General features: G+C 72.3%; 17 protein-coding genes. 8 read left to right on the plus strand and 9 right to left on the minus strand.

Annotated features, from left to right (window positions below; translation table 11 throughout):
- The first annotated feature begins 197 nt into the window (after nt 1–197).
- The 4 genes from ACZ66S_RS23080 (at nt 198) to ACZ66S_RS23095 (ending at nt 6,060) form a co-directional block, all read left to right on the plus strand.
- Entirely contained in the window at nt 198–2,957 is a 2,760-nt protein-coding gene (locus ACZ66S_RS23080; RefSeq protein WP_469903402.1) for a tetratricopeptide repeat protein, read from the plus strand.
- Nucleotides 2,945–4,078, plus strand: coding sequence for a hypothetical protein (locus tag ACZ66S_RS23085; RefSeq protein WP_469903403.1), 1,134 nt, complete (start codon nt 2,945–2,947; stop codon nt 4,076–4,078). Before ACZ66S_RS23080 ends, ACZ66S_RS23085 begins: the two co-directional genes overlap by 13 nt.
- Nucleotides 4,075–5,337, plus strand: a complete 1,263-nt coding sequence (locus ACZ66S_RS23090) for an extracellular solute-binding protein (RefSeq protein WP_469903404.1) — start codon at nt 4,075–4,077, stop codon at nt 5,335–5,337. Before ACZ66S_RS23085 ends, ACZ66S_RS23090 begins: the two co-directional genes overlap by 4 nt.
- Nucleotides 5,338–5,409: 72 nt before the next feature.
- Nucleotides 5,410–6,060, plus strand: coding sequence for a DUF6629 family protein (locus ACZ66S_RS23095; RefSeq protein ID WP_469903405.1), 651 nt, complete (start codon nt 5,410–5,412; stop codon nt 6,058–6,060).
- Nucleotides 6,061–6,163: 103 nt separating this feature from the next.
- On the opposite strand, the gene ACZ66S_RS23100 is transcribed toward ACZ66S_RS23095, so the two are convergent.
- The 4 genes from ACZ66S_RS23100 to ACZ66S_RS23115 form a co-directional block, all read right to left on the minus strand.
- Nucleotides 6,164–7,231 carry a glycerophosphodiester phosphodiesterase family protein gene (locus ACZ66S_RS23100; protein WP_469903406.1) on the minus strand — a complete coding sequence of 356 codons (1,068 nt, stop codon included), beginning with the start codon at nt 7,229–7,231 and terminating at the stop codon, nt 6,164–6,166.
- Nucleotides 7,232–7,347: 116 nt separating this feature from the next.
- Entirely contained in the window at nt 7,348–8,109 is a 762-nt protein-coding gene (locus ACZ66S_RS23105; protein ID WP_469903407.1) for a YqjF family protein, read from the minus strand.
- 114 nt (nt 8,110–8,223) lie between these two features.
- Nucleotides 8,224–10,395 (minus strand): MMPL family transporter, encoded by a 2,172-nt coding sequence (locus ACZ66S_RS23110; RefSeq protein ID WP_469903408.1) that lies wholly within the window; start codon nt 10,393–10,395, stop codon nt 8,224–8,226.
- A gap of 229 nt (nt 10,396–10,624) precedes the next feature.
- Nucleotides 10,625–11,827, minus strand: coding sequence for an FAD-dependent monooxygenase (locus ACZ66S_RS23115; protein WP_469903409.1), 1,203 nt, complete (start codon nt 11,825–11,827; stop codon nt 10,625–10,627).
- A gap of 195 nt (nt 11,828–12,022) precedes the next feature.
- On the opposite strand from ACZ66S_RS23115, the gene icmF reads away from it, so the two are divergent.
- Nucleotides 12,023–15,253: a fused isobutyryl-CoA mutase/GTPase IcmF gene (gene icmF / locus ACZ66S_RS23120; RefSeq protein WP_469903410.1), complete on the plus strand. Its 3,231-nt coding sequence runs from the start codon at nt 12,023–12,025 to the stop codon at nt 15,251–15,253.
- A 32-nt stretch (nt 15,254–15,285) separates the two neighbouring features.
- On the opposite strand, the gene ACZ66S_RS23125 is transcribed toward icmF, so the two are convergent.
- From ACZ66S_RS23125 to ACZ66S_RS23135, 3 genes are all read right to left on the minus strand, one after another.
- Nucleotides 15,286–15,642: a hypothetical protein gene (locus tag ACZ66S_RS23125; protein WP_469903411.1), complete on the minus strand. Its 357-nt coding sequence runs from the start codon at nt 15,640–15,642 to the stop codon at nt 15,286–15,288.
- 107 nt (nt 15,643–15,749) lie between these two features.
- Nucleotides 15,750–17,048 carry an MFS transporter gene (locus ACZ66S_RS23130; RefSeq protein ID WP_469903412.1) on the minus strand — a complete coding sequence of 433 codons (1,299 nt, stop codon included), beginning with the start codon at nt 17,046–17,048 and terminating at the stop codon, nt 15,750–15,752.
- A 71-nt stretch (nt 17,049–17,119) separates the two neighbouring features.
- The gene (locus tag ACZ66S_RS23135) at nt 17,120–18,166 is read right to left on the minus strand and encodes a LacI family DNA-binding transcriptional regulator (RefSeq protein ID WP_469903413.1); all 1,047 of its coding nucleotides are present in this window, start codon (nt 18,164–18,166) and stop codon (nt 17,120–17,122) included.
- 148 nt (nt 18,167–18,314) lie between these two features.
- Between ACZ66S_RS23135 and ACZ66S_RS23140 the strand changes: the two genes are divergently transcribed.
- From ACZ66S_RS23140 to ACZ66S_RS23150, 3 genes are all read left to right on the plus strand, one after another.
- Nucleotides 18,315–19,370, plus strand: a complete 1,056-nt coding sequence (locus tag ACZ66S_RS23140) for a glycoside hydrolase family 5 protein (RefSeq protein ID WP_469903414.1) — start codon at nt 18,315–18,317, stop codon at nt 19,368–19,370.
- Between the two features lie 236 nt (nt 19,371–19,606).
- Nucleotides 19,607–20,230, plus strand: a complete 624-nt coding sequence (locus tag ACZ66S_RS23145) for a restriction endonuclease (RefSeq protein WP_469903415.1) — start codon at nt 19,607–19,609, stop codon at nt 20,228–20,230.
- A gap of 98 nt (nt 20,231–20,328) precedes the next feature.
- Nucleotides 20,329–20,799 (plus strand): carboxymuconolactone decarboxylase family protein, encoded by a 471-nt coding sequence (locus ACZ66S_RS23150; protein ID WP_469903416.1) that lies wholly within the window; start codon nt 20,329–20,331, stop codon nt 20,797–20,799.
- Between the two features lie 70 nt (nt 20,800–20,869).
- Here ACZ66S_RS23150 and ACZ66S_RS23155 read toward each other — a convergent pair whose 3' ends face one another.
- Nucleotides 20,870–22,342 (minus strand): arabinose isomerase, encoded by a 1,473-nt coding sequence (locus ACZ66S_RS23155; RefSeq protein ID WP_469903417.1) that lies wholly within the window; start codon nt 22,340–22,342, stop codon nt 20,870–20,872.
- A 25-nt stretch (nt 22,343–22,367) separates the two neighbouring features.
- A complete protein-coding gene (locus ACZ66S_RS23160) occupies nt 22,368–23,666 on the minus strand; it encodes an MFS transporter (protein ID WP_469903418.1) in 1,299 nt (432 codons plus the stop codon).
- Nucleotides 23,667–23,725: the final 59 nt, after the last annotated feature.

A 23,725-nucleotide genomic window follows, 5' to 3' on the forward strand; every position in this document is an offset into this window, starting at 1 on the left:
CGCGGGGGACGCCGATCGCGGCCCCGCCGGCCGGTCCGACCCCGCGACATCAGGGTTCTCGGGGGAACGCACGGGGTCGATCCCGGCACGTGGCCCTATTCTGAGGAGGCATGGAGGGGGCTCGGGGCGGGAGTGCGTTCGGTGAAACACCGGGATCCGAGGGGTCGTTCGGCCCGCTTGTCGTCGCCGGACAGCCGATGTACCTGAGGGCCGCGCAGGTCGAGCTTCCCGCGGAGAACCCCGATCCGACCGTGCTGCCCACGATCACGCTGCTGGGCCGCGGCTGGGGCCCCGGCGGCGATCACGGGGAACTGCCGCTGCCCCACGGCCAGTTGCTGGCGGGCCAGTACCGGCTGATTCGGCCGCTCGGCTACGGCGGCATGGGCGAGGTGTACCTCGCGCTCGACACCAAGGTCGACAACCGCGAGGTCGCGATCAAGATGCTGCACCCCGACCAGGCGGCGGCCGCGGCGGGTGCGCTGGCCCGGGAGCGGCGGGCCCTCGTCGACCTCGGCCACGACGACATCATCCGCGTCTTCAACTACGGCCACCACCCCGGGGTCGGTGACTTCCTCGTCCTGCAGTACGTGGACGGGCTGACGCTGGAGGAGGTGCGGGCACGGGCGGAGCTGAACCCCGGGGAGTTCGGTGACCAGCGCTTCCACGAGTTCGTGCTCGCCTACGGCGTGCGGATCCTGTCCGCCCTCGCGTATCTGCACGCCGACCGGCCCGGCAAGGTCTACGGCGACCTGAAGCCGGACAACGTCATGCACGACGGCACCACGACGAAGATCATCGACGTGGGCAGCGTACGTCCGGCCGGGGCGCCGGGGATGACCACGCCGGGCTTCAGCGCCCCGACGGTGGGCCCGAACGGGGAGTCCAGGCAGCAGGACGACCTCTTCAGCCTGGGCGAGACCCTGCGCCGCCTGAGCGGACTGGGCACGTCGGCGGAGGACCTGGCCCGGTTGGGGGACCTTGGGGTGTTGGGGGAGGGAGCCGGGGAGAGCGCCGGGAGGTCGGCGGGGGAAGCCGGTGGTGAGGGGGTGGGCGCGTCGACAGGGGGTGGATCCGGAAGGGTGGCCGCAGTGGACGGTGGAGGGGGCGCGCGGGAGGGTGCCGGCCGACCGGCCGGGGCGGGCGCCGGAGGGACGACCGGGGTGGAAGCCGGGAAGGCCGCAGGGGGCGATCCCGGCACGCCGTCGGCCGGCGCGGTGGTGCGGGCCGCCGGGAGTGCCCTGTCCGCCGCCGAACAGGCGCGGGCCGTCCGGACGGCCTTGGCCACGCGTGGGACGCCGGCCGGCCGGAAGGAGCGGACCGGTGAGGAGTCGCCCGGTGGCGAGGCAGTGGGGGGTGCCGTCCCGGGACCGGCCGCTGAGGGGCTGCTGGACGTCGCCGAGGCATCGGGGGCGCCCCCGGCCCAGGGTGCTCCCGAGGCGTCGGGGAGGGAGCAGGAACCCGGCGCCGGACGAGTCCCCCGTTCCAGGCCCGCCCGGGGCGACGCGACGGAACCCGGACCGCCGTCGGGGACGCCCCCCAAGGAGCCCTGGCGGCCCGCCGACGCCACCGCCCCCGTCCCCCGTGGCCTCGGGCTGCTCTCGCTCGCCCGAGTGCTGCACCGGGCCACGTCGAGCCGGCCCGCCGGACGGTTCGCCGACGCGCGCGAGATGGAGCAGCAACTGCGCGGTGTGTTCCGGGAGTTGCGGTCCCTGCGGACCGGTGCCGAGACCTTCGAGCCCTCGCCGCTCTTCCTCCAGTCCGCCTACGCCCTCGACGGCGCCCTCGGCTCCGCGCCGCCCCTCGCGCACTGGGCCGCCCCCGAAGCGCCCTCCCCCTTCGCGCCGCCCTCGCCCGCCGAGGTCGCCCAGCGCCTGCCCGTGCCGCGCCCCGACCCCCACGACGAGCACCACGCCGAGCTGAGCAGGCTCGCCGACGCCGCCCCGGAGGCCCTGCTCCAGCACATCGGTGACTGGCGGGACTCCACGGAGGTCCACCTCCTGCGCTGCCGGCTGCGGTTGCGCAACCCGGCCGACGGACCCGATGCCGCCGAACGCGAACTGCGGGCGGCCGAGGCACGGATCGGCCCCCGCCGCGCCCCGTACGACTGGCGGCTGGACTGGCACCACGGGCTCCTCGCCCTCGCCCGCGACCAAGTCGCCGCGGCCCGGCGCCACTTCGACCGGGTCTACGCGGCGATCCCCGGCGAGTACGCGCCCAAGCTGGCCCTCGGACACTGCGCGGAACGCCTCGGACGCCGACACGAGGCCCTGACCTTCTACGAGGCGGTCCGGCTGCGCAACCCGTCCCTCGGCAGCGCGGCCTTCGGCGCCGCACGGTCCCGCCTCGCGCTGGACGGCGAGAGGGCGCGCGAGGAGGCCGTACGCGAACTGGACGCCGTACCGCAGCACTCGCGGCACCGGACCGCCGCGCGTACCGCGGCCGTGCGGATCGGCATCGAGTACGTGCGCCGGGCCGGACGCGACGACGAGGTCCCGCGGCGGCTGCACGAGGTGGTCGGGCGCCTCGCCCTGCTCTTCCACGCGCACGGCCTGACCGACGAGGAGGCCAGGGTCCGGATGACCGTGGAGGTCTGGGAGGCCGTCCAGGGCGCCCTCGACCGCGGTGCCCTCGATGCGGCCGGCCTCGCGGCCCTGTCCGCCGGCGCGGACCCGCGGCTCGGCCTCCCGCCCGACGAACACGGCCTGCGGGAGGACCTGTCCCGCCGCTGTGTCACCCTCGCCCACCAGGCCGCCCGCTCCGCCGCCCCCGAGGACGCGGCCGTGGCCGAGATCCTCCTGGACCGCGCCTACGAGGTCCGCCCGCTCGCCTTCCGACACCACAGGGACAGCCCATGGCTCGGCAAGAGAGTCGCCGACTGGCTCCGGACGGCCGCTTACGGACCGTCGCACAGGACACCCTCCGCCTCACGCGGGCCGTGGCCGCCGTGGCCGCCGTAACCGCCGAACTCGGCCGTCGCGTCCACCGCTACGCCTGGCCCTCCGACGCCGGCCACCGCAACCGCGCCTATCTGCGGGACCGGCTCGTCGCGCTGCCGCTGCTCGCCGTGGTGGCCTTCGGCGCGCTCGGCTGGGCGTACGGGGACGTGCGCGGCGACTCTGCGTACATCCGGCAGCGCGCGGCACCCGCGCTGGTCGACCTCGCGGACGCCCGGGCCTCGCTGCTCATCGCGCACGGCGAGGCCGAGCGGAACCTCGCCGAAGGCCGGGCGGCCGAGCTCAGCGGTCTCAGCGAGCGGTACCGGACCCGGATCGCCCGCGCCACCCAGAGCCTGAACCAGGTCACCCGCAGCGGAGCCCTCACCGTCGCCGAGGAACAGGAGCTCCGGGTCGTGTCCGCGCTGGTCGTCGACTACACCGGCTGGATCGGCCGGGCCCAGGGCCACGCCACCGACCCGGTCCTGCGCGACGCCGAACTCACCTACGCGCGCAGCATGCTCTGCTCGCAGTCCGCCGCGGTGACCGCCGAGAACCCCTACCCGGACTGTCCGGCCGCGACCGGCTCCGCCGCGACCTCGATCGTCGACCGGGTGACCGGCCTCGAGGGGCGGCTGCGCGCACGCCTCGCCGACCGGGCCGCCTGGGGCACGGCCACGATCGCCGCGACGGCGACCGGCGCGCTCGCCCTCGTCCTGCTCGCCACCGGGCTGTGGCGGACGGTGTCCTTCCTGCGCCGCCGCTTCCGGATCCGGCTGAGCATCCCCCTCGCGGCCGCCGCCCTGCCGTTGCTCGCCGTGCCGTTCCTGACGGCCGACGCCCTGCTCGCCCTGCACGCCCAGCACGAGACGGTGCCCGTCGCGGACGCGCTGGCCGAGCGGACCTCGCCCGGGACGGAGACGGTCGCCGAGGAACGGCCCTTCGCCGGACCGGAACCGCGGGCCATCGAGGCGCTCCGGGCCCGGATGGACGAGGACCTGGCGGACGGACGGCTCGCCTTCCTCGACGGCATCGCCCCGTTCGTGTTCCCCACGGGCCTCGTCGGCGCGGCCGTGATCGCCGGCACCCTGCACGCCTACCGCCGCGAGTACCTCGTCGTCGCCCGGCCGGGAGCCGTCGCATGAGCCGTGCCCTGCGCGTCCTGCTCGTGGCGTGTCTGCTCGCCCTCGTCCCGGGCTGCGGCTCGGACACCCGCGACCCGCTGGTGGTCCTCGGCCCCTGGACCGGCGAGGAGGGCAAGGCCTTCGAGGCCGTCCTCGACAAACTGGACGACGGGACCGGACGGACGTACACCTACGAGGGCACCCGTTCGCTGCGCGAGACGCTCGTCTCACAACTGGAGGCCGACGACCCGCCGGACGTGGCGGTCCTCAACAGCATCGGCGAACTCACCGAGTACGCCCGCCGCGACAAGCTGCGGCCGCTCGACACGGAGACCGCCCAGCGTGCCTTCCCGCCCTGGGTGCCGGTGCTGATCGTGGACAACAAGGCACGCCCGTACTGGGTGCCGCTGAAGGCCGACCTCAAGAGCCTGGTGTGGAGCAAACGGGACGCGCCCGACGAACGGCCCGCCTGGTGCGTGGGGCTCGCCTCCCAGGCCACCTCCGGCTGGCCCGGCACCGACTGGATCGAGGACCTGGTGCTCCACCAGGCGGGCCCCACCCGCTACGACGAGTGGGCCAGGGGCCGCCTCGACTGGCGCGACCCGGCCGTCGAGCGCGCCTGGACCACCTGGGCGCAACTGCTCGGCAAGCGCTCCCCGGAGTCGGTGGAACGCTCCCTGACCACCTCGTTCGAGGGCGTGGCGGGAGCCGGCGGACAGCCGCGCGGCCTGCTCGACTCACCCGGCTTCGCCTGCACGCACGAGCACCAGAGCGCCTTCATCCGGTACGTCTACGCGGGCGACGACGTGAAGGTGGAACCGTCGGCCCGATATCTGGACGGACCGCCCGCGTACCGGGACGCCTTCGAGGTGGCGGGAGACATGGCCGCCGTATTCAGCGACGACCCGGACGCCCAGCAGCTCGTGGAGCGGCTGTCGAGCCCGGCCGGGCGAGAGCTGTGGTGGGCGGAGGCGGACCCCGCGGTACGGCCGCTGTTCCCGGCCACGGCCGGACTGTCGCCGCCGGTTTCCGCGACCCCCGTCGAGCGCAGGATCGGCTCCCTGCTCTCCGGCGCCGGCGTCCTGTGCTTCGACGCCTCCGACGTGATGCCGCCCGAACTCCGGGACGCCTTCCACCGGGCGGTCCTGGAGTTCTTCCGCGACCCGACGCAACGGCAACTCCACTCGCTGCTCCAGCAGTTGGAGACGGTGCGCGTCCAGGTGAACCGGGACACCGGCACCGACCCCACGTTCCGGCCACCGCAGCACATCTGCGAGTGAGCGGTCCGCGCCGGACACGTCCACGTCGTGGCGGAACGCGTGCGGGACGGCCCGGCCTGACATGGTGGTGTCATGTGCTGGAGTGCGACAGCGGATCTCGTGGCCGGTGCGGCCATCGCCTCCGTCGGGGCGGCCTGTCTGATCCGGACCCGCCGCGCCGAGGACCTGCCCCTCGCCGCGCTGCCCCTGCTGCTCGGCGCCCACCAACTCGTCGAGGCCCGGATCTGGCACCTGGGGGGCGGGACCGGCGCGGCCACGGTCGCCTGGGCCGTCATCGCCCTGCCGGTGCTGGCCGTGTGGGTGCCGGTGGGCGTGTGGTGCGCCGCCGGCCGCCGGGCCGTACGCCGCCGGGTGACGGTGCTGGTGGCGGTGGGCGCGCTGACCGCGGCCCTCCTCGTCCACGGCCTCGCCACCCGGCCTGTCCGGGCCGAGATCCGCGGCCACACGATGGCCTATGTCATCGGACTGCCCCGGGCGGAACTGCTCGTCGCGGGCTACCTGGTCGCCACGGTCGGCGCACTGCTGCTCTCCGGCGACCGTTGGCTGACCGCGCTCGGCGTCCTGGCCGGGGCGGGCGCCCTGGTGTGCTGGCTGCTGTGGAGGCTGGAGTTCGTGTCGACCTGGTGCGCGCTGGCGGCGGTCTGCTCGGTGGTCCTGTACGGATGGGCGAGCAGGCGTCCGGTTCCCACGCGGAACTCCCCGGCGGAGGTCCGCCAGTCGTAGACGGCGGGTGCCGGTGCCGGGGCCGCGCACGGTTTTTGCTGAAGGCACGCGGCCCACGGACGGTGGCCACCGACACCCCGGACACGGGCCCGGGTCGACGGCCTCAGCGGGGCCGGTACGCCTTCGGCAGGGGCATGCCGCGCTCGGCCATGATCTGCCGTACGCGGTTCGGGTAGTCGGTGATGACACCGTCGACGCCCATGTCCATGAGCGCCTCCAAGGTGGCCGGGTCGTCGCAGGTCCACGGGACGACCTTCAGGCCCCGGGCGTGGGCCGCCTCGACCATCGCCCGGTCGGCGTAGAAGCGGAAGTCGGGGTCGCCGACCTTGCCGCTCTGCGGGAAGCCGTAGTTGGGGGAGAGGGCCTTGACGCCGGGGATCGTCGCGGCTGCCCTGACGAAGTCGCCGCCGTAGTCGTCGGCGTCGATCCCGCCGAGCCACGGGGACGCGCCCGGCTTGCCGACCTGGAGGAAGTCGTAGTTGGTGAGGGCGACGAGCGGCCACTTCGGCGCCAGCCGGTGCATCTCCCTGAGCGCGCCCCAGTCGAAGGACTGGATGGTGACCTGGTCCTCGATGCCCGACCGGTGGATCTCCTCGTGGACGCGCCGCACGAACAACGCACGCGGCGCGGTCTGTTCGGGCGCCCCGGCCTCGACCTTGGTCTCGATGTTGAGCTTGACCCGCTTGGCGCGGTAGCTCTTCACCAGGTTCAGCACGTCCTTCAGCTCGACGATCCGGAAGCCCTTGACCACCTCCTGCTCGGGGAAGCCCGGCAGTTGCTGGTAACCGCAGTCCATCGTCCTGATCTGAGCCAGCGTCAGATCCTTGATGTACTTGCCGACGTACGGGTACATCGGGTCCCCGGCCGTCACCGGACCGGTGTCACGGCACTTGACCGCGCTGATCTGCCGGTCGTGGTTGACGACGACCTTCAGGTCCTTGGTGACATGGGTGTCCAGCTCCAGCGTGGACACCCCGAGGCGCATCGCCTTCCCGAAACCCTCCAGGGACTCCTCGGTGGTCAAGCCGAGTCCGCCGCGGTGCGCCTGGAGATCGAAGTGCGGCTTCCCCTTGGGAAGTTGGTGGCCGTCGTACGCCGTCGCGGGCGCGGCGGCCGACAGGGCGAGCACCGGCGCCAGCGCCAGGCCGGCGAGGACATGTCTTGCGGACATCGACACCTCATTCGGGTGGGTCGGGACGCCCACAGACGCTAGCGAGGTCACGGACCGGTTCAACCCCCCGGACGTGATCCCGCCGTGAATGTCCGAGGAACGCCGTCCCTTCGCCGTCAGGGCGTGGGGATGCCCGCGGGGCGGGCCGGGCGGCCGAGGCGGACCGGGACACCGGGGGAGTACAGGACGCTGACCGGGGCGCCGGCCGGGGCGGGCAGGCCGGCCGCGGTGACCAGGTCCTGCTCGCAGGTGAGGAGGTCGGCGCGGTGCAGCGGCCAGCGCGGATGGTCGTTGGGCAGGTAGGCCAGCGCCTCGGGGCCGCCGAAGAAGGCGTTGTGCATGCCCCAGCGGGCGGTCAGGAAGTGCTCGAGCGCGGTCGGCTCCCCGATGCGTTCGCCGATCCGTACCGTGATGAGGCTGCGGGCGCCCCGCGGCCCGGGCCAGCGGCGTGAACTGCTGTAGGTGACGGTGTCACCGGCCGTACGGACGCTCATCCGGGACCAGAGGTACGGCAGCCGGAAGCCGACGCGTCCCATCACCACCGGGATCAGCCGGGAGGCGTCCATCGAGCGGAACACCACCCCGCGCCGCCCGTGCCCGTCCACCGAGTACAGGCGCACATTGGTCTCCGGGAAGGTCCCGAGATACGGCACCCCCGGCAGCCCCAGCCAGCCGACCCGGTGCATCCGGAACGCGACCAGCCCCACGTAGGTGAGCCCGTCGTGGGTGTCGGGGACCGTGCCGCGCGGCAACAGCCCCGCCACGACCGCCGGTTCGACGGCCCAGTGGACGAAGGCGAGGTCGAGCCACTGCTGGGTGAGCAGCGGGGCCCCTGTCAGGGAGGGGGCGTCCGGGGTGACGGGAGGGAGGCTCTGCACGGGGTCCAGGGTGGCAGAGACCGGGCGCGTCCCGCCCGGCGGAGGGGTGCCGGGACGAACGACGGCGTCCGCCGGGCCGCACGGCCCGGCGGACGCCGTCTTGTTCCGGTGGTGTCAGGTGCGGGGGCCGGCCGCGTCCTGCACCGCGGTCTCCCGGTCACCGTCGGAGACCGGAGCGGGAGCGGCGGGGGTCTCCTTCGCCCGGTCCGCGTGCCCCGGCCACCAGGCCGCGTGGCCGATCAGGGCGGTGAGGCTGGGGGTGAAGAACATCGCCATGACGAAGGCGGCGACGGCGATGCCGAAGGAGACCGCGAAGCCCATCTCCGTCAGCAGGGCGTTGCCGGCCAGCATCATCGTGGCGAAGGTCGCCGCCAGGATGAAGCCCGCCGCGGCCACCGTGGGACCGGCGTGCCGCAGAGCCATACCGGCCGCCTCGCGGGGTTCGCGGCCCTCGCGGGCCTCCTCCCGGAGCCGGGCGATCATGAGGATGTTGTAGTCCGTGCCGATGGCGACCACGAACAGATACATGATCACCGGGAGCATGAACATCAGGCCCGAGTGTCCCTGACCGTCCTGGAAGATCCAGACCGTGGCGCCGAGCGTGGCACCGAAGCCGAGACCCACCGACGCCATCAGGTACAGGGGGGCGACCACACTGCGCAGCAGCAGCCCCAGGATGAGCATGATGAGCGCGGCGGCGACCGGGAAGACCGTCCGGTAGTCGTGGTTGACCGCCGTGTCGATGTCCTTGAAGATCGAGGACATGCCGCCGACCAGGGCCTCGGTACCGGCCGGGGCCTCGCCGTGCGCGACCTCGCGGACCCGGCCCACCGTCTCGATGGCCTTGTCCGTCGACGCCTCGTACTTCAGGGTGACGGTGAAGTCGACCGTGGTGCCGTCCTTGTTCGACTGCGACAGACGGGCGTTCGCCACGCCGTCCACGGCCCCGAGCTTCTGCACGTACCCGTCGAAGACCGTCTTGTCGATCGGCTTGCCGTCGGTGCTGGACAGATAGACGTCGGTCGGCGCGGCGGCACCCGCCGAGTACGCCTTCTGCATCTCGTCCTGGACGACCATCGACTCCTTGGTCTTGGGCATGGAGCCGGACGCCAGGTCGAAGGTGGCGTTGTAGCCGAACGTCCCGAGCGAGAGCACCACCAGGACGAGTCCGGAGAGCGCGGCCGTGAGCGCCGGGCGGTTGCGCACCCCGCGGCCCAGGGCGGCGAACCGGGCGTTCTCCGGCTCGCGCTGCCAGGACTTCGACGGCCAGAAGACCTTCGGACCGATGAGGGAGACGACGGCCGGGATCAGGGTCAGGCCCGCGATCAGGGTGACGGTGACCGCGATCGCGAGCGCCGGGCCCATCTGCTTGAGGAAGCCCAGCGTCGACAGGACCAGGGCGAGGAACGCGATGATGACCGCTCCGGCGGCGGAGGCGATGGCCTCGCCGACCCGGTCGACCGCGTTGATCATGGCCTGCTTCGGTTCGTCGCCGAGGCGCAGGCGTTCGCGGTAGCGGAACATCAGGAACAGGAAGTAGTCCGTGCCCACGCCGAACAGCACGACGATCAGGATCGACGAGATCGAGCTGTTGGCCTGGAGGTCGAACAGCTTGGTGGCGTACGCGATCAGCCCGTTGGCGATCGCCGACACCAGCCCGATCGTGATCAGCGGCAGGAAGGCCAGGATCGGCGCCCGGAAGATGATCAGCAGGGTCACCAGGATGATGACGAAGGTGCCGATGCCGATCAGCGCCTCACCGCGCTTGGACGAGTCCTGCTGGTCGAGCGCCTGAGCGGCCGAACCGCCGAGCTTGACCTCGAGGTTCGTGCCCTTGGCGAGTTGCTTGACGTCGTCGCGCAACACCTTGGCCGCGTCGGCCTGTTCGGGCTGGCCGGCCTTCTTGCTGTCCATCTGGACCAGGGTCAGGGCGTACCTGCCGTCCGAGGACGGCTGGCCGGGGATGACCTTCTGCACCTGGTCGATCTTCTTCTTGCCCAGCTCGGAGGTGATCCGGGCGACGTCCTTCTGGTCGGCGGCGGTCAGCTTGCCGCCGTCGGTGCGCTGGTACAGCGCGATCGCGGAGGGGGTGAAGGCGCTGGGGAACGCCCTCTCCTGAACCTGTGCCGCTTTGATGGACTCGTAACTCTTGGGGAGAAAGCTGCTCTCGTCGCTGTTCGAGGGCAGGCTCGGAGCGCTGGCCACGATCGCCACAGCGGCGATCAACCACGCAACGATCGTCCAGACAGGATGTCTGACGACAGCGTTGCCAATACGTCGGAACATGCGGAAGGTCCTCCTGGGAAGGAAGATCACCGCAGCCCGGGGAGCGGACCCTGGCATCGGCGACCCCCGGCGGCCCCTCTGGGTCCCCCCGTCGGACCGGCCGGAATGGTTGTCTTGAGCTCTCATCCTAGAGATCACCGATCAAGATCGCTTGACCGGGAGTCAGTCTCCCCGGACGGGCCCCCGGCTCGGCCGCGGGCGGCACCCGGTCCGCCGGTGTCCGGCCGGGTCAGTCGGGCTCGGTGAGTGCCGCCTCGGCGTCGTAGCCGTAGATCCAGCCGCTGCCCACCAGCGGGTCGGCGTCGGCGAGCGCGGCGTCCCGGGCCCGCTGCTCGGGACCGTCGGGCAGGTGGTTGACGTCCTGGCGGGCGTGGCTGGCGTGCTGGAGGCGGGCGGTGCGGGCGAGGCGCGCGGACTCGTAGCGGCGCAGGGCGTATGGGGGGTCGTCGAGGGAGTCGGCCAGGCACCGGGCCAGCACCGCGGCGTCCTCGACCGCCTGAGCCGCGCCCTGCCCGAGGAACGGGTACATCGGGTGGGCGGCGTCGCCCAACAGGGTGATCCCGCCGCGGCTCCACCGCCGCAGCGGCGCCCGGTCCAGCAGTGCCCAGCGGCCGGGGACGCCGCCGGCCGCTATCAGACCGGTCACCCGCGGGTCCCAGCCGGCGAACTCGGAGCGGAACTCCTCGACGGGGGCCGTCGCGCTCCAGGACTCGGCGGTGCGGTCACCGGCCGGGACGATACCGACGACGTTGACCGCCTCGCCGGCGGCGACCGGATAGTGCACGAAGTGCCGTCCGGGTCCGAGCCAGATGGTGTGCACGGACCGCCGGGCGAAGTCCGGCACGGCCGCGGCGGGCACCAGGGCGCGGAAGGCGCAGAGCCCGGAGTGCTCCGGCGGCGCGGGCTCGGTGACCGCGCCCCGCACGACCGAGTGCACCCCGTCGGCGCCGATCACCACGTCGGCCTCCGCCCTGCCGCCGTCGGCGAAGCGCAGCACCACACCGTCCCGGTCCGTCTGTTCGACCGACGTGCACCGGGCGCCCAGCCGGATCCACTCGCCCGGCACGGCCGACCTGAGGGTGTCGAGCAGGTCGGCCCGGTGGACGACACAGCTCCGCTCGCCGTAGAGCCGCTCGCAGACGCCGGTGAGCTCCTCCACCGAGAGCACCGAACCGTCCGCCCAGCGCCGCAGCTCCCAGGCCCGCTCCAGCGCCACGGCCCGGCGCAGGAAGCGCTCCAGTACGCCCAGGCGACGCAGCAGTCGTACGACATTGGGGGCCGCCACCAGGCCGGCGCCGACCTCGGTGAGGACGGGCGCCTGCTCGTGGACGGTGGCCGTCAGGCCCGCGCGCCGCAGGAAGCCGGCGGCCGCCAGACCGCCGATGCCACCGCCGACGACGGCGATCCGCAAACCGTGCGCGAGCTCGGGCATCCCCCCAATGTAAGGGGCCGCCCGGTACCTCCGCAGCGGGGCGGACGCCTCGCCGGCCACCCGCGCGGGGCCTCACGGGGTCGGTCGCCGGACGACCCGTTGTGCTTCTCCTCACTAGGCGCCCCCTATATTTACTAGGACGTCCTAGTATTTTCTCAGCCCGCGTTCCTCGACGTGTCCAGGGAAGGCCCCGCCATGAGCGATCTGCATCGCCCCGTCCACCCCGTCCGCCTGGTCACCGCCTCGGCACTGTTCGACGGGCACGACGCCTCGATCAACATCATGCGGCGGATCTTCCAGTCGCAGGGTGCCGAGGTCATCCACCTCGGCCACAACCGGTCCGTGCGGGAGGTCGTGGACGCGGCGCTCGAGGAGGACGCGCACGGCGTGGCGGTCTCGTCCTACCAGGGCGGGCACGTGGAGTACTTCGAGTACCTGGTGGCCTCGCTCCGCAAGCAGGGCGCGGAGCACATCCGGGTGGTGGGCGGCGGGGGCGGGGTGATCGTGCCCGAGGAGATCGCCCGGCTCCGGGAGAGCGGGGTGACGATCTTCTCGCCCGAGGACGGCCAGCGGCTGGGCCTGGCCGGGATGGTGAACACCGTCGTCAAGGACTGCGACTTCGACCTCTGGGACGGCAAACCGGCCGACCTCACCGCGGTCCTGGCCGGCGACCGGTTCGCGATCGCCCGTGCCCTCACCGGAGCCGAACTCGGCAAACTGCCGACGGAGTTCCTGCGGGAGCTGCGGACCACGGCGGCGGCGCGGCACGTGCCGGTGCTCGGCATCACCGGCACCGGCGGCTCCGGGAAGTCGTCGCTGACCGACGAGCTGGTGCGCCGCTTCCGGGTCGACCGGCGGGACGCCCTGCGCATCGCCGTGATCGCGGTCGACCCGACCCGTCGGCGGGGCGGCGGAGCGCTGCTCGGCGACCGGATCCGGATGAACTCCCTGGACGGCGAGCGGGTGTTCTTCCGCAGCCTCGCCACCCGCGGCAGCCGTGAGCTGCCCGAGCACCTGTCCGACGTGATCGACGTGGTGAAGGCCGCCGGGTTCGACCTGGTGATCGTGGAGACGCCCGGCATCGGCCAGGGCGACGCGGCGATCGTGCCGTTCGTCGACGCCTCCCTGTACGTGATGACCCCCGAGTTCGGCGCCGCCTCGCAGCTCGAGAAGATCGACATGCTCGACTTCGCCGATGTCGTGGCGATCAACAAGTTCGAGCGGCGCGGCGCCAAGGACGCCCTGCGGGACGTGGGCCGCCAACTGGTCCGCAACCGCGAGGCGTTCGGCAAGCGGCCCGAGGACATGCCGGTCTACGGCACCTCCGCGGCCACCTTCAACGACGACGGGGTGACCGCGCTCCACCAGCACCTGACGGCCGTCCTCGCCGAGAAGGGACTGCCGCCGGCCGAGGGCGCGCTGCCCCGGGTCGACGTACGCCACTCCTCCGGGATCCGGCAGGTGGTCCCGCCGGGCCGGGTGCGCTATCTCGCCGAGATCACCGACACCGTCCGCGACTACCACGCCGACACCGCGCGACTGGCCGAGGCGGCCCGGCGGGTGCAGCGGCTGGAGCTGGTCGGGGCCGAGCTCGCCGACGCCGGCTCCGACCCGGCGAACGTCCACGCGCTGCTGGAGGACGCTCGCACCCGCCTCCCGCACGACCTCGTGCGGCAGATCGAGAACTGGCCCTCGGTCATCGCCTCCTACTCCGGCGACGAGCAGGTCGTGAAGGTCCGGGACCGGGAGATCCGCACCAAGCTGACCCGCGAGTCCCTGTCGGGCAACAAGATCCCCCGCGTGGCCCTGCCCCGCTTCACCGACCACGGCGAACTGGTCCGGTTCTGGCGCGGCGAGAACCTCCCCGGCCACTTCCCGTTCACGGCGGGCGTGTTCCCCTTCAAGCGCGACGGCGAGGACCCGGCCCGGATGTTCGCCGGCGAGGGCGACCCGTTCCGCACCAACCGGCGCTTCAAGCTCCTGTCGGAGGGCCAGCCGGCGACCCGCCTGTCCACCGCGTTCGACTCCGTCACCCTCTACGGCCGCGACCCCGACGAGCGTCCCGACATCTACGGCAAGGTCGGCACCTCCGGCGTCTCGGTCGCCACCCTGGAGGACATGAAGGCGCTCTACGACGGCTTCGACCTCGTGGCGCCCACGACCTCCGTCTCCATGACGATCAACGGACCGGCACCGGCCGTCCTGGCGTTCTTCCTCAACACCGCGATCGACCAGCAGACCGAGCGGTTCCGCGCCGAGGAGGGGCGTGACCCCTCGCCGGAGGAGGCGGCCCACCTGCGCGCGCACGCGCTGGCCAACGTGCGCGGCACCGTGCAGGCCGACATCCTCAAGGAGGACCAGGGCCAGAACACCTGCCTGTTCTCCACCGAGTTCAGCCTGCGGATGATGGCCGACATCCAGGAGTGGTTCATCGCGCACCAGGTCCGCAACTTCTACTCGGTGTCCATCTCCGGCTACCACATCGCCGAAGCCGGGGCGAACCCGATCAGCCAGCTCGCCTTCACCCTGGCCAACGGCTTCACCTACGTCGAGGCCTACCTCGCCCGCGGCATGCGCGTCGACGACTTCGCCCCCAACCTGTCGTTCTTCTTCTCCAACGGCATGGACCCCGAGTACTCGGTCCTCGGCCGGGTCGCCCGCCGCATCTGGGCCGTCGCGATGAAGGAGAAGTACGGCGCCGGGGAGCGCAGCCAGAAGCTGAAGTACCACGTCCAGACCTCCGGACGCTCCCTGCACGCGCAGGAGATGGACTTCAACGACATCCGCACCACGCTCCAGGCGCTCATCGCCATCTACGACAACTGCAACAGCCTGCACACCAACGCCTACGACGAGGCCGTGACGACTCCCACCGAGGAGTCCGTGCGCCGGGCCCTGGCCATCCAGTTGATCATCAACCGGGAGTGGGGCCTGGCGATGAACGAGAACCCCCTTCAGGGCTCGTTCGTCATCGACGAACTCACCGACCTGGTCGAGGAGGCCGTGCTCCAGGAGTTCGAGCGGATCAGCGAACGCGGCGGGGTGCTCGGGGCGATGGAGACCGGCTACCAGCGCGGCCGTATCCAGGACGAGTCGATGCTCTACGAGCAGCGCAAGCACGACGGCACGCTGCCCCTGATCGGCGTCAACACCTTCCGCAACCCGCACGCCGACACCGCCGAACCCGGCGTCGTCGAACTGGCCCGCGCCACCGAGGAGGAGAAGCAGTCCCAACTGGAGCGCGTACGCGACTTCCACGCCCGCCACCACGAGGAGGCCCAGGTCGCCCTGGACGCCCTCAAAGACGCGGCGGTACGCGGCGAGAACGTGTTCGCGGTGCTCATGGACGCCACCCGGGTCTGCTCCCTCCAGCAGATCACCGAGGCCTTCTTCGAGGTCGGCGGCCAGTACCGGCGCAACGTCTGAGACCTGCCGGGAGGGGAGCCTCCCGGCAGCACTCAGCTCTTGATCGCGGCGAGGATCAGCGCCCGTAGCTGTTCCTCGGTGCGGTCGAGCGGCTGGGTGCTGCGCTTGGCGCGGCACATCGTCACGGCCCCCTCGACCGCTCCCGCTCGGCGCCGTGCTCGCGCAGGGAGTCGGCCGGCGGGCCCTCCCAGGCGTCGAAGGCCCCGGCCGCGGCCGCCGGCGGGTCTCTCCTCGATGGACACCGCGTCCACGACGATGCCGCGCCACAGCGCGAGGAACGCCCGCGGACTCTCGACCCGGCCGGCCCGCAACTCCTCGCGCAGGATGCGCCCGGTCCACTCGCCCGTGTGCCGGACCGCCTCCGTCGCCAACTGCCGTGGAGTTGCCAAGGGCGCCGCCGCCCGCGACGGTTCACCGTGACACCCGACGACCCGGAGGCGCGGGCGGAACACCAGGAGTACGAGTGCGGCGACGACTTTCAGGGCGGCGCCGCCGGTCACGTTCCACCGTGACGCCCGACTGACCCGCCTGCTCGGCCGGTTGCCGGTACCGGCGTCTCCTGCGCACCCCCGTCCGGCGCCCGATGGTGTCGGAAGCGTGGGAAGAGCAGGAGGAGTGCGAGCGCCGCGACGACGGTCAGGGCGCCGCCTCCCGTCACGGTCCACGTGACACCGGCCGCGGTGCCGATCGTGCCGTGCAGGAGGTCGCCCAGTCGTGGCCCTCCGACGGCCACCACCGTGTCGATGCCCTGGAGCCGGCCGCGCATCCCGTCGGGTACGGCCGTCTGCAGCACCGTCTTGCGGAAGACGCCCAGCGCGAGGAGCGCACCCCCGGCCGGCAGCAGCCACGCCATCGCGGCGGGCAGCGAGCCGGCCGTGCCGAACCCCGCCACCGCCAGGCCCCACGCCCCGGCCGACACCGCCACTCCGTGACGCCGGACGCGGGTGAAGGCCCCGGAGAAGAACAGCCCCGCCAGCACACCACCGGCCGAGAGCGCCGCGTACAGCACCCCGATGTCCGACGGGTCGAAGGTCTCCGCAGCCAGTTGCGGGAAGAGTGCCGTGGGCAGACCGAGGGACAGGGCGGCGAAGTCGGCGAGATAGACCGTCAGCAGCACCTGACGTCGCGTCACGAACCGTACGCCGTCCGCGATCTGCCGCGGCACCGAGCCCTGCCGGCGCTCACCGCCGCCGGCCGCGGGGAGGGCGGGCAGCCGCCACACCGCCCACACCGTCGCGCAGACGGCGACGGCGTCCGCGAGGTACAGCTCGGCGGCCCCGACGACCGGCAGCAGCGCACCGGCGAGCAGCGGCCCGGCGATCCCGGCCGACAGGAGGACCGTCGACTGCAACGCGTTGGCCGCGGGGAGCAGTTCGGGCGGTACCAGACGCGGTGTCACGGCCCTGCTCACCGTGGAGTTGGCGCCGAACAGGGCCTGCTGGACACCCACCAGTACGAACAGCACCCCGACCGACCGCAGATCCGCCCACGCCTGCGCCCACAGCAGCAAGGACGTCACCCCGATCCCCACCGTGGTCGTCAGCAGCACCCGCCGCCGGTCCCGTACGTCCGCGAGCGCCCCGCCCCACAGCGCCGCCGCGGCCATCGGGGCGAGACCCACCAGCCCCGCCAGACCCACACAGGCCGACGAACCGGAGACCTCGTAGATCTGCAACGGCACCACGACAGCCGTGAGTTGGGCCCCCAGTGCGGACACGATCCCCGCGACCCACAATCGCCGGAACCCGTCCACCCGCAGTGGCCCGACCTCGACCAACAGCCGTTTCCGCACCATGGCCCGATGCTGCGGCCTGCCCCTGGGGCAAGGTCAACCGACGTGGGCACCCGCCCGGCGGGGCGACCGCCTCACCCCCGCGGCCCCGCCGTGCTCCCTCTCACCACCAGCCGCGTCGGGACGAGGTCGGTGCCGGGGGCGCCGCCCGCGCCCGCGCGGATCTGCTGGAGCGCCTTCTGCACGCAACGGTGCCCCACCTCCGCGAAGTCCTGGTGGACGGTGGTGAGCGGCGGCACGAAGTACGCCGCGTCGGGGATGTCGTCGAACCCGACCACACTGACGTCGTGCGGCACGGACAGCCCCCGCTCGTGGAACGCGCGCAGCAGCCCCAGCGCCATCTGGTCGTTGGCGGCGAACACGGCCGTGCAGTCCGGCTGTTCGGCGAGCGCGAGCCCGGCCGCGTAACCGGACTCCGCCGACCAGTCCCCGTACCGCGCGGGCGGCACCGGCCGCTCGGCCTCCTCCAGCACCGCCCGCCACGCCTGGGCCCGCCGCTGCCCCGCGAAGGACGCCTGCGGACCGGTCACGTGCCACACGGTCCGGTGACCCAGGTCGAGCAGATGCCGTACGGCCTGCCGGGCGCCGTCCGCCTGATCGGTGTCGACCACGCTGTAGCGGTCGCCGGCGTCGGAGTCCACCACGACGACATGCACCCCGGGCGGGAGCTGCACGGTCCCGGCGTCGAGGAGATGGACCTCCATGATGACGATGACCGCGTCCACCGCCAGCTCGCCCATGCGTGTGAAGGCGCCCAGGACGTTGTCCTGCGTCGGGACGTCGATGGGGATCAGGGTGATCGCGTACCCCTCCGCCGCCGCGTGCGTGGCGATCGCCTCCACCGTCCGGCTGTTGCCCGTGGAGGAGAGGCTGAACAGGATCACGCCGATGGTGTTGAACTGGCCGTACCGCAGGGCCCGGGCGGCACTGTTGGGCCGGTACCCCAGCTCCCGCATCGCCGCCAGGACCTGCTCGCGCGTCGAACTGATCACCCCGGGGTGGCCGTTGGAGACGCGCGAGACGGTCTGCGAGGAGACGCCCGCGCGCTTGGCGACGTCCGCCATGGACACGCGCTGCTTGCGCCGGCCTCCGGGGACACCGGAACCTCCCCGCTCCACCACTGCTGCCTCCTCCGCCCGCCCACGAACGTGGTGCGTGTCGCACCGGATGGTACGTGTGCGGAGCCTTGACGGTCGCCGAGGCGGATGCCACGATTCCGGCGCCGTCATGTTTACGTAAACATGCTGTCGCTCCGAAAGGGTTTGGTCGATGCGCAAGACCCCCGTCAGCTCCCGTCGCGCCCCGAGGCTGCGTGCCTTTCTCGTCACCGTCGCGATCGCCGCGGTCAGCGGCGCCACCCTCACCGGCAGCCCCGCCTCGGCCGCGCCGACCACCGACACGACCCAGTTCAAGGGGGTCAACTGGGCCGATCCGCGCGACAACTTCGCCGACGACGAGCTCCAGCTCTCGGGCCTGTCGACCTCCGACACCTACGCGCAGACGTACACCAAGGCGAGCCGCGTCATCTCGGCGTTCCGCGCCAACCTCGGCGCCAACACGGTCCGGCTGCCGATCAACCCGTACACCGTCGACGGCTCCTACTGGAAGTCGTACCGGGGCGTCATCGACGCCGCGACCGCCCACGGCTTCAAGGTCATCGTGTCCTACTGGGAGGGCACCGGTGACCGCAAGGACGGCTTCATCGACGACGAGGCCACCTACTGGCCGATGTGGAACACCGTCGTCAAGGCCTACAAGGGCAACTCCCGGGTCTACTTCGAGCCCATGAACGAGCCGCACGGCTACACCGACACCCAGTGGGCCGACCTCGCCGCCCAGTGGCTGGACACCTACAGGTCCGTGCCGCGCAACCGCGTCTTCGTCAGCGGCGCCGGCTACAACGACCACGTCACCACGGTGTGCGCCGACCCGCGCCTGAAGGGCACCTACCTGTCCCTGCACCACTACGGCTTCTGGAAGTCGTACGCCACCTACGACGAGTGGGTGGCCGACCTGAAGGTGCGTATCGGCGACTGCGCGAACCGGACCGTGGCGGACGAGTTCGGCGCCCCGATGACGACCGGGCTGAACTACGACGTGAAGACCCCGGACGACAACTTCGTCAACTACGTGCAGGCCGTCACCGACACCTTCCGCGAGCTGAGGATGGGCTCGGTGTACTGGCCGGGCCTGCGCACCGACGACACCTACTCGATGCAGAAGCTCGTCGGCCCGGCCGACCGCCCCTGGCTGGAGACCACCAACCAGTCCGGCGCCGACCGCCTCGCCTGGGCCTGGGGACGCGGCAGGCCCGTCCAGGGCTGACCCCTCGACCCCTCCCGCCCCGGCCGGCCGCGGTGCCTTTGTGCTGCCGCGGCCGGCCGGCGTCCGGGGCCCCGCTTCGGACTTGGCCGACTCACGCCCTACCCGCACCCGGCTGAACTGCCCAGACTCCTGGACAGGGACACCGGGGGGAGGCCGTCGTGACCAGGCGCCGACGGGGTACGGCCGCTCGCAGAAGGCGGGCGCGGAGGATCGGGTGGGGCGCGGGAGCCGGCGCGGTGGCGCCGGCCCTCCTGGTGGCGTACTGGACGAGCGTGTGGCCGTATCCGACGGGCGCCCTGCTGGTCGGGGGCGCCGGGGCGGCCGGATGGTGGCTGTGGCGCACGGACCGGCTGCTGCGCGGCCGGGACCGGCGTCGGCGCCATGAGGACGCGGTGGCGGCGGGCCGGCGGACCCTCGCCGAGGTGGACGTCATGACGGGCACCGAGTTCGAGGAACTGGTCGCGGGGCTGTGCCGGCGGGACGGGTGCACCGAGGTCCGACGGGTGGGCGGCGCGGGCGACAACGGCGCCGACGTCCGCGGACGGCTGCCGGACGGCCGGACCATGGTCGTCCAGTGCAAGCGGTACGCGCCGAGCAGGGCCGTCCCGAACCGTGAACTGCGTGATCTGCTGGGCGCCCGGGTGCACTTCCGCGCCGACGTGGCCGTGTTCGTGACCACCTCCCGCTTCACCGGCCCCTCCGAGAAATTCGCGGTGGAGCACGACATCCTCGCCGTGCACCGCGACCTCCTCGGCCTGTGGCACAACGGGACTTCGCTGCTGTCACTGACCGGCGTCAACGGCCGCGGTCAGGGCGACGCCCGGCACCGGGCCCGCTGGAAGCAGGCGTACGGCGGCTGAAGTACCGGGAGACGCAGGTCACATCGGAGCGTGTCACATTCCGCCGCGCCGTTCGGTCATAAGTGTGTAGCCATCGACAACGGCCGAAGGAGCACACCATGGAAGCCCGACTCAACGTCTTCACCAGCCCGCTGGCCGGCAAGCTGCTGAAGCACTTCGCCTCCGCGGGCAAGGTGGTCACGGACTCGGGACTGCCGATGACGACCCAGGAACTGGTGAAGATCCGCGCCAGCCAGATCAACGGCTGCGGATTCTGCCTCGACATGCACACCAAGGAGGCGGCCGCCGCGGGCGAGACCGCTCAGCGCCTCCACATGGTCGCCGCGTGGCGTGAGGCCAAGGTCTTCACCGAGGCAGAGCGTGCCGCGCTGGAACTGGCGGAGCAGGGCACCCGCCTCGCCGACGGAACCGGCGTGGCCGACGAGGTCTGGGAGAACGCGGCCAAGCACTACGACGAGGAGCAGCTCCTCGCCCTGGTCTCCCTGATCGCCGTCATCAACGCGTTCAACCGGCTCAACGTCCTCACCCAGCAGCCGGCCGGCGACTACGTGGTCGGCCAGTTCGGCTGAGCCGGACGGCCGGGCGGCCGGCCCGGGGGCTGCAGACCCCGGACCCGACCCCTTCCGCACCCGCCCCGGGTCACACCTCCCGGTGCTCGATCCCCAGCAGACTCGCCGCGGCCCGGAAGTCGGCGCCGTGGTGGCCCACCGCCAGCGACCAGTGGTGCCCGACCCCCGTCGCGCTCCACGCGTCGACCCATTCGCCGGGATCGAGGCCGAAGTCGACCCTGCTGGTGGTGTTTCCGATCTCCAGCAGCGGACCCGGTACGACGGCGCCCTCCGACGTGATGAACGACAGGCTGCCGTCCGCGTCCTGGCCGAGGCCCAGCAGGGTCACGGGACCGTGCCGGACGTCGAACTCCACGCTGACACCCCAGCCGCGCTTGCCGTGGTAGACACCGAGACCGCGCAGCAGCGGATCGCGGGCGCTCAGCGCCAGGTGGGCGGGGCCGTCGTGGCCCATCTCCACCACCCCGTCCTCGAAGTTCAGCGCCTGGATCTCCGTGAAGGAGCCTCCGGCACCGACACTCTGCGAGGCCAACTGCGCCAGACTGGTGCGCAGTTCGAACTCACCGGCCGCGGGCACACCCCGCGCGGTGAGCAGCGAGGCCCCCAGGATCATGCCGGCGCCGAGCCGCTCGTGCTGCTCGCCGTCGAGCCCCCGGTGGTAGTAGGCGAGGGTGTCGAGACCGAAATCCGCCACCAGCCGGTCGAGCGCCACCGACACCGTCGCACCCCAGGCGAAGTCCTCGTCGACCACGCTCTCGTCGACGGTGAAGATCCGCCGGGCGAGTTCCACCCGCTCCCGGGTCTCCGCCTCGGTCACCTTCTCCACCCGGTGCCGCAGATCGTCGAACTCCAGCACCTCGACGTGCGAGCCGAAGGTCGCCGACAGCAGCGTCGGATCGGTCTGCACGTCCAGCATCCCGGGATACACGTGCCCCATGAGACCGTGCCGGGCGTGCCGGAGCGCGGCCCGGACGTGCGCGGCCCGCACCCACCGCTCGATGCGCCGCCACGCCGACTCCTGCCGCAGCCACCCGGACACCGACCGGAAGGGGATGCCGGCCCGGCGGAAGACGTTGCCGACCTCCGGGACCGAGCACTGCGAGCAGTACGCCAGCCAGTCGCCGGTGTCGAAGGAGGCGTGGTCCATCCGCTCGGACGGCTGGAGGTCCACGACCAGCACCGGGGTGTTGGTGCGCTGCGCGATCGGCAGCACCATCGACGAGGTCAGGTAGGTGGTCAGGAAGAGCACGATCAGATCGCAGTCCACCTGCCGCAGTCGCTCGGCGGCGGCCGCGCCCTCCTGCGCGTCGGAGACGAACCCGGCGTCCGTCACCTCCGCGTCCAACTGCCCGAGCCGGTCGGCGACATAGGCCGCCGACTCCTTCAACTGGGGGAGGAGCCCCGGGAACTGCGGCCAGTACGTGCCGAGTCCGCCGGACACCAGCCCGATCCGCGGCCGGCGCCGGGTCACGGGCGGGAGCAACTCCTCCAGACGGGCCTCCCGTTCACCGGCGTACGTCGTGGTGGCTTCGGTCGTCGCCATGGTCGGCGCTCCTTCGGGATTCGGTTCAGGTCTGCGCGACCTTGAGGTCCGCCGGAGCGGTGGCGGCCGGGGACGCGCGCGGGACGAGGACGCGGACGATGTACAGGCCCGCCAGTGCCGACAGGGCCATGCAGCCGGTGATCACCCAGAGCAGCAGGCTGGGGCTCCGGTCGAGCAGGGCGGGCGTGACGAACGCGACGCCCGCGAAGACCCCGCGCGAGACGGCGTAGGTGATCCCCTGCGTGGTGCCCCGGGTGTCGGCGGGCAGCGTGAGCTGCGACCACACCTTGTAGTTGGCCTCTCCGGCGAAGGGGTACGAGAGCTGGTAGAGGACGTAGAAGACGAGGAAGCCGACGATGGCGCCCAGGGTCAGCGTGCCGATCGCGAAGGCCGCGATCTGCACGACCGTGGCGACGTAGAACATCCGGTCGCGGCGCGGGCCGTCGGCGATCCGCACGAAGGCGAGCGTCAGCAGCAGGCCGATCGGCAGACACGCCAGGTTGATGCCGGTGGCCATGCTCTGCGAGGCACCGCTGACGGTGACCAGCAGATACGTCGTGAACTGGCCCATGGTGTTCGCGCCCAGGCCCCAGGTGACGTAGAAGGCGAAGGTGGCGAGCATGGGCACCAGGGCGGCACGGGTCCAGACGTTCCTGAGTGCGACACCCCGCTCCGCGGCGGGCTTGTCGACCGTGACCTGGTCCTGCTCCGGGTCAGGCCCGGTGGCCAGTTCCAGTCGTGCGCGCAGATGCCAGGTCACCAGGGCGGCGACCGCCAGATGGCCGGTGATGAGACGGGCCCCGAGCATCCCCGTGTCCGACAGGGCGAAGCCGACGAAGACCACGACGATGATGCCCAGCATCCACATGACCTGCGTGAACGCGATGAGCCGTCCGCGGGCGTGGTCGGGGGCGGCGTCCGACACCACGGCCAGGGACGTCGGCAGGTCGGCGCCGGCCGCGAGACCGGCGAGCAGGACGCCCACCAGAAGGGTGATGTCGTCGGGTGCGAGGGTGATGACGATCGCCCCGACGGCGTAACAGAGGATGTCGAGGTTGTAGAGACGGCGTCGGCCGAAGACGTCGGCGAGACGCCCGCCGACCAGGGAACCGACGGCGATGCAGATGGTGACGATCGCGCTGATCGCACCGGCCATCCAGACGCCCATGTCGTAGGCGTCGCGGTAGATGGCCAGGTTGACGCCGATGCTCACGATCAGTGCGGCATCGAGGTAGGACGCCATGCCGGAGAGGGTCGCGACCTTCCACAGGCGCTTCTCGATGGGCGGTTCCGGCTGGTTCGGGGCAGGCGAGGTTCGGGCCATGATGCGGCTCCGTCTGGGGAGAGGGGGTCCGAGCGGAGGGGGACGTCGCTGTTCTCGGC

This window comes from Streptomyces sp. NPDC107471 (genome assembly GCF_055582845.1).

What these genes read in the sequence shown, in the direction of transcription:
- ACZ66S_RS23080 (WP_469903402.1), top strand. Translation starts at nt 198, where the DNA reads ATGTACCTGAGGGCCGCGCAGGTCGAGCTTCCCGCGGAGAACCCCGAT.
- ACZ66S_RS23090 (WP_469903404.1), top strand. Translation starts at nt 4,075, where the DNA reads ATGAGCCGTGCCCTGCGCGTCCTGCTCGTGGCGTGTCTGCTCGCCCTC.
- ACZ66S_RS23095 (WP_469903405.1), top strand. Translation starts at nt 5,410, where the DNA reads ATGTGCTGGAGTGCGACAGCGGATCTCGTGGCCGGTGCGGCCATCGCC.
- ACZ66S_RS23100 (WP_469903406.1), bottom strand. Translation starts at nt 7,231, where the DNA reads ATGTCCGCAAGACATGTCCTCGCCGGCCTGGCGCTGGCGCCGGTGCTC.
- ACZ66S_RS23110 (WP_469903408.1), bottom strand. Translation starts at nt 10,395, where the DNA reads ATGTTCCGACGTATTGGCAACGCTGTCGTCAGACATCCTGTCTGGACG.
- ACZ66S_RS23115 (WP_469903409.1), bottom strand. Translation starts at nt 11,827, where the DNA reads ATGCCCGAGCTCGCGCACGGTTTGCGGATCGCCGTCGTCGGCGGTGGC.
- icmF (WP_469903410.1), top strand. Translation starts at nt 12,023, where the DNA reads ATGAGCGATCTGCATCGCCCCGTCCACCCCGTCCGCCTGGTCACCGCC.
- ACZ66S_RS23130 (WP_469903412.1), bottom strand. Translation starts at nt 17,048, where the DNA reads ATGGTGCGGAAACGGCTGTTGGTCGAGGTCGGGCCACTGCGGGTGGAC.
- ACZ66S_RS23140 (WP_469903414.1), top strand. Translation starts at nt 18,315, where the DNA reads ATGCGCAAGACCCCCGTCAGCTCCCGTCGCGCCCCGAGGCTGCGTGCC.
- ACZ66S_RS23150 (WP_469903416.1), top strand. Translation starts at nt 20,329, where the DNA reads ATGGAAGCCCGACTCAACGTCTTCACCAGCCCGCTGGCCGGCAAGCTG.
- ACZ66S_RS23155 (WP_469903417.1), bottom strand. Translation starts at nt 22,342, where the DNA reads ATGGCGACGACCGAAGCCACCACGACGTACGCCGGTGAACGGGAGGCC.
- ACZ66S_RS23160 (WP_469903418.1), bottom strand. Translation starts at nt 23,666, where the DNA reads ATGGCCCGAACCTCGCCTGCCCCGAACCAGCCGGAACCGCCCATCGAG.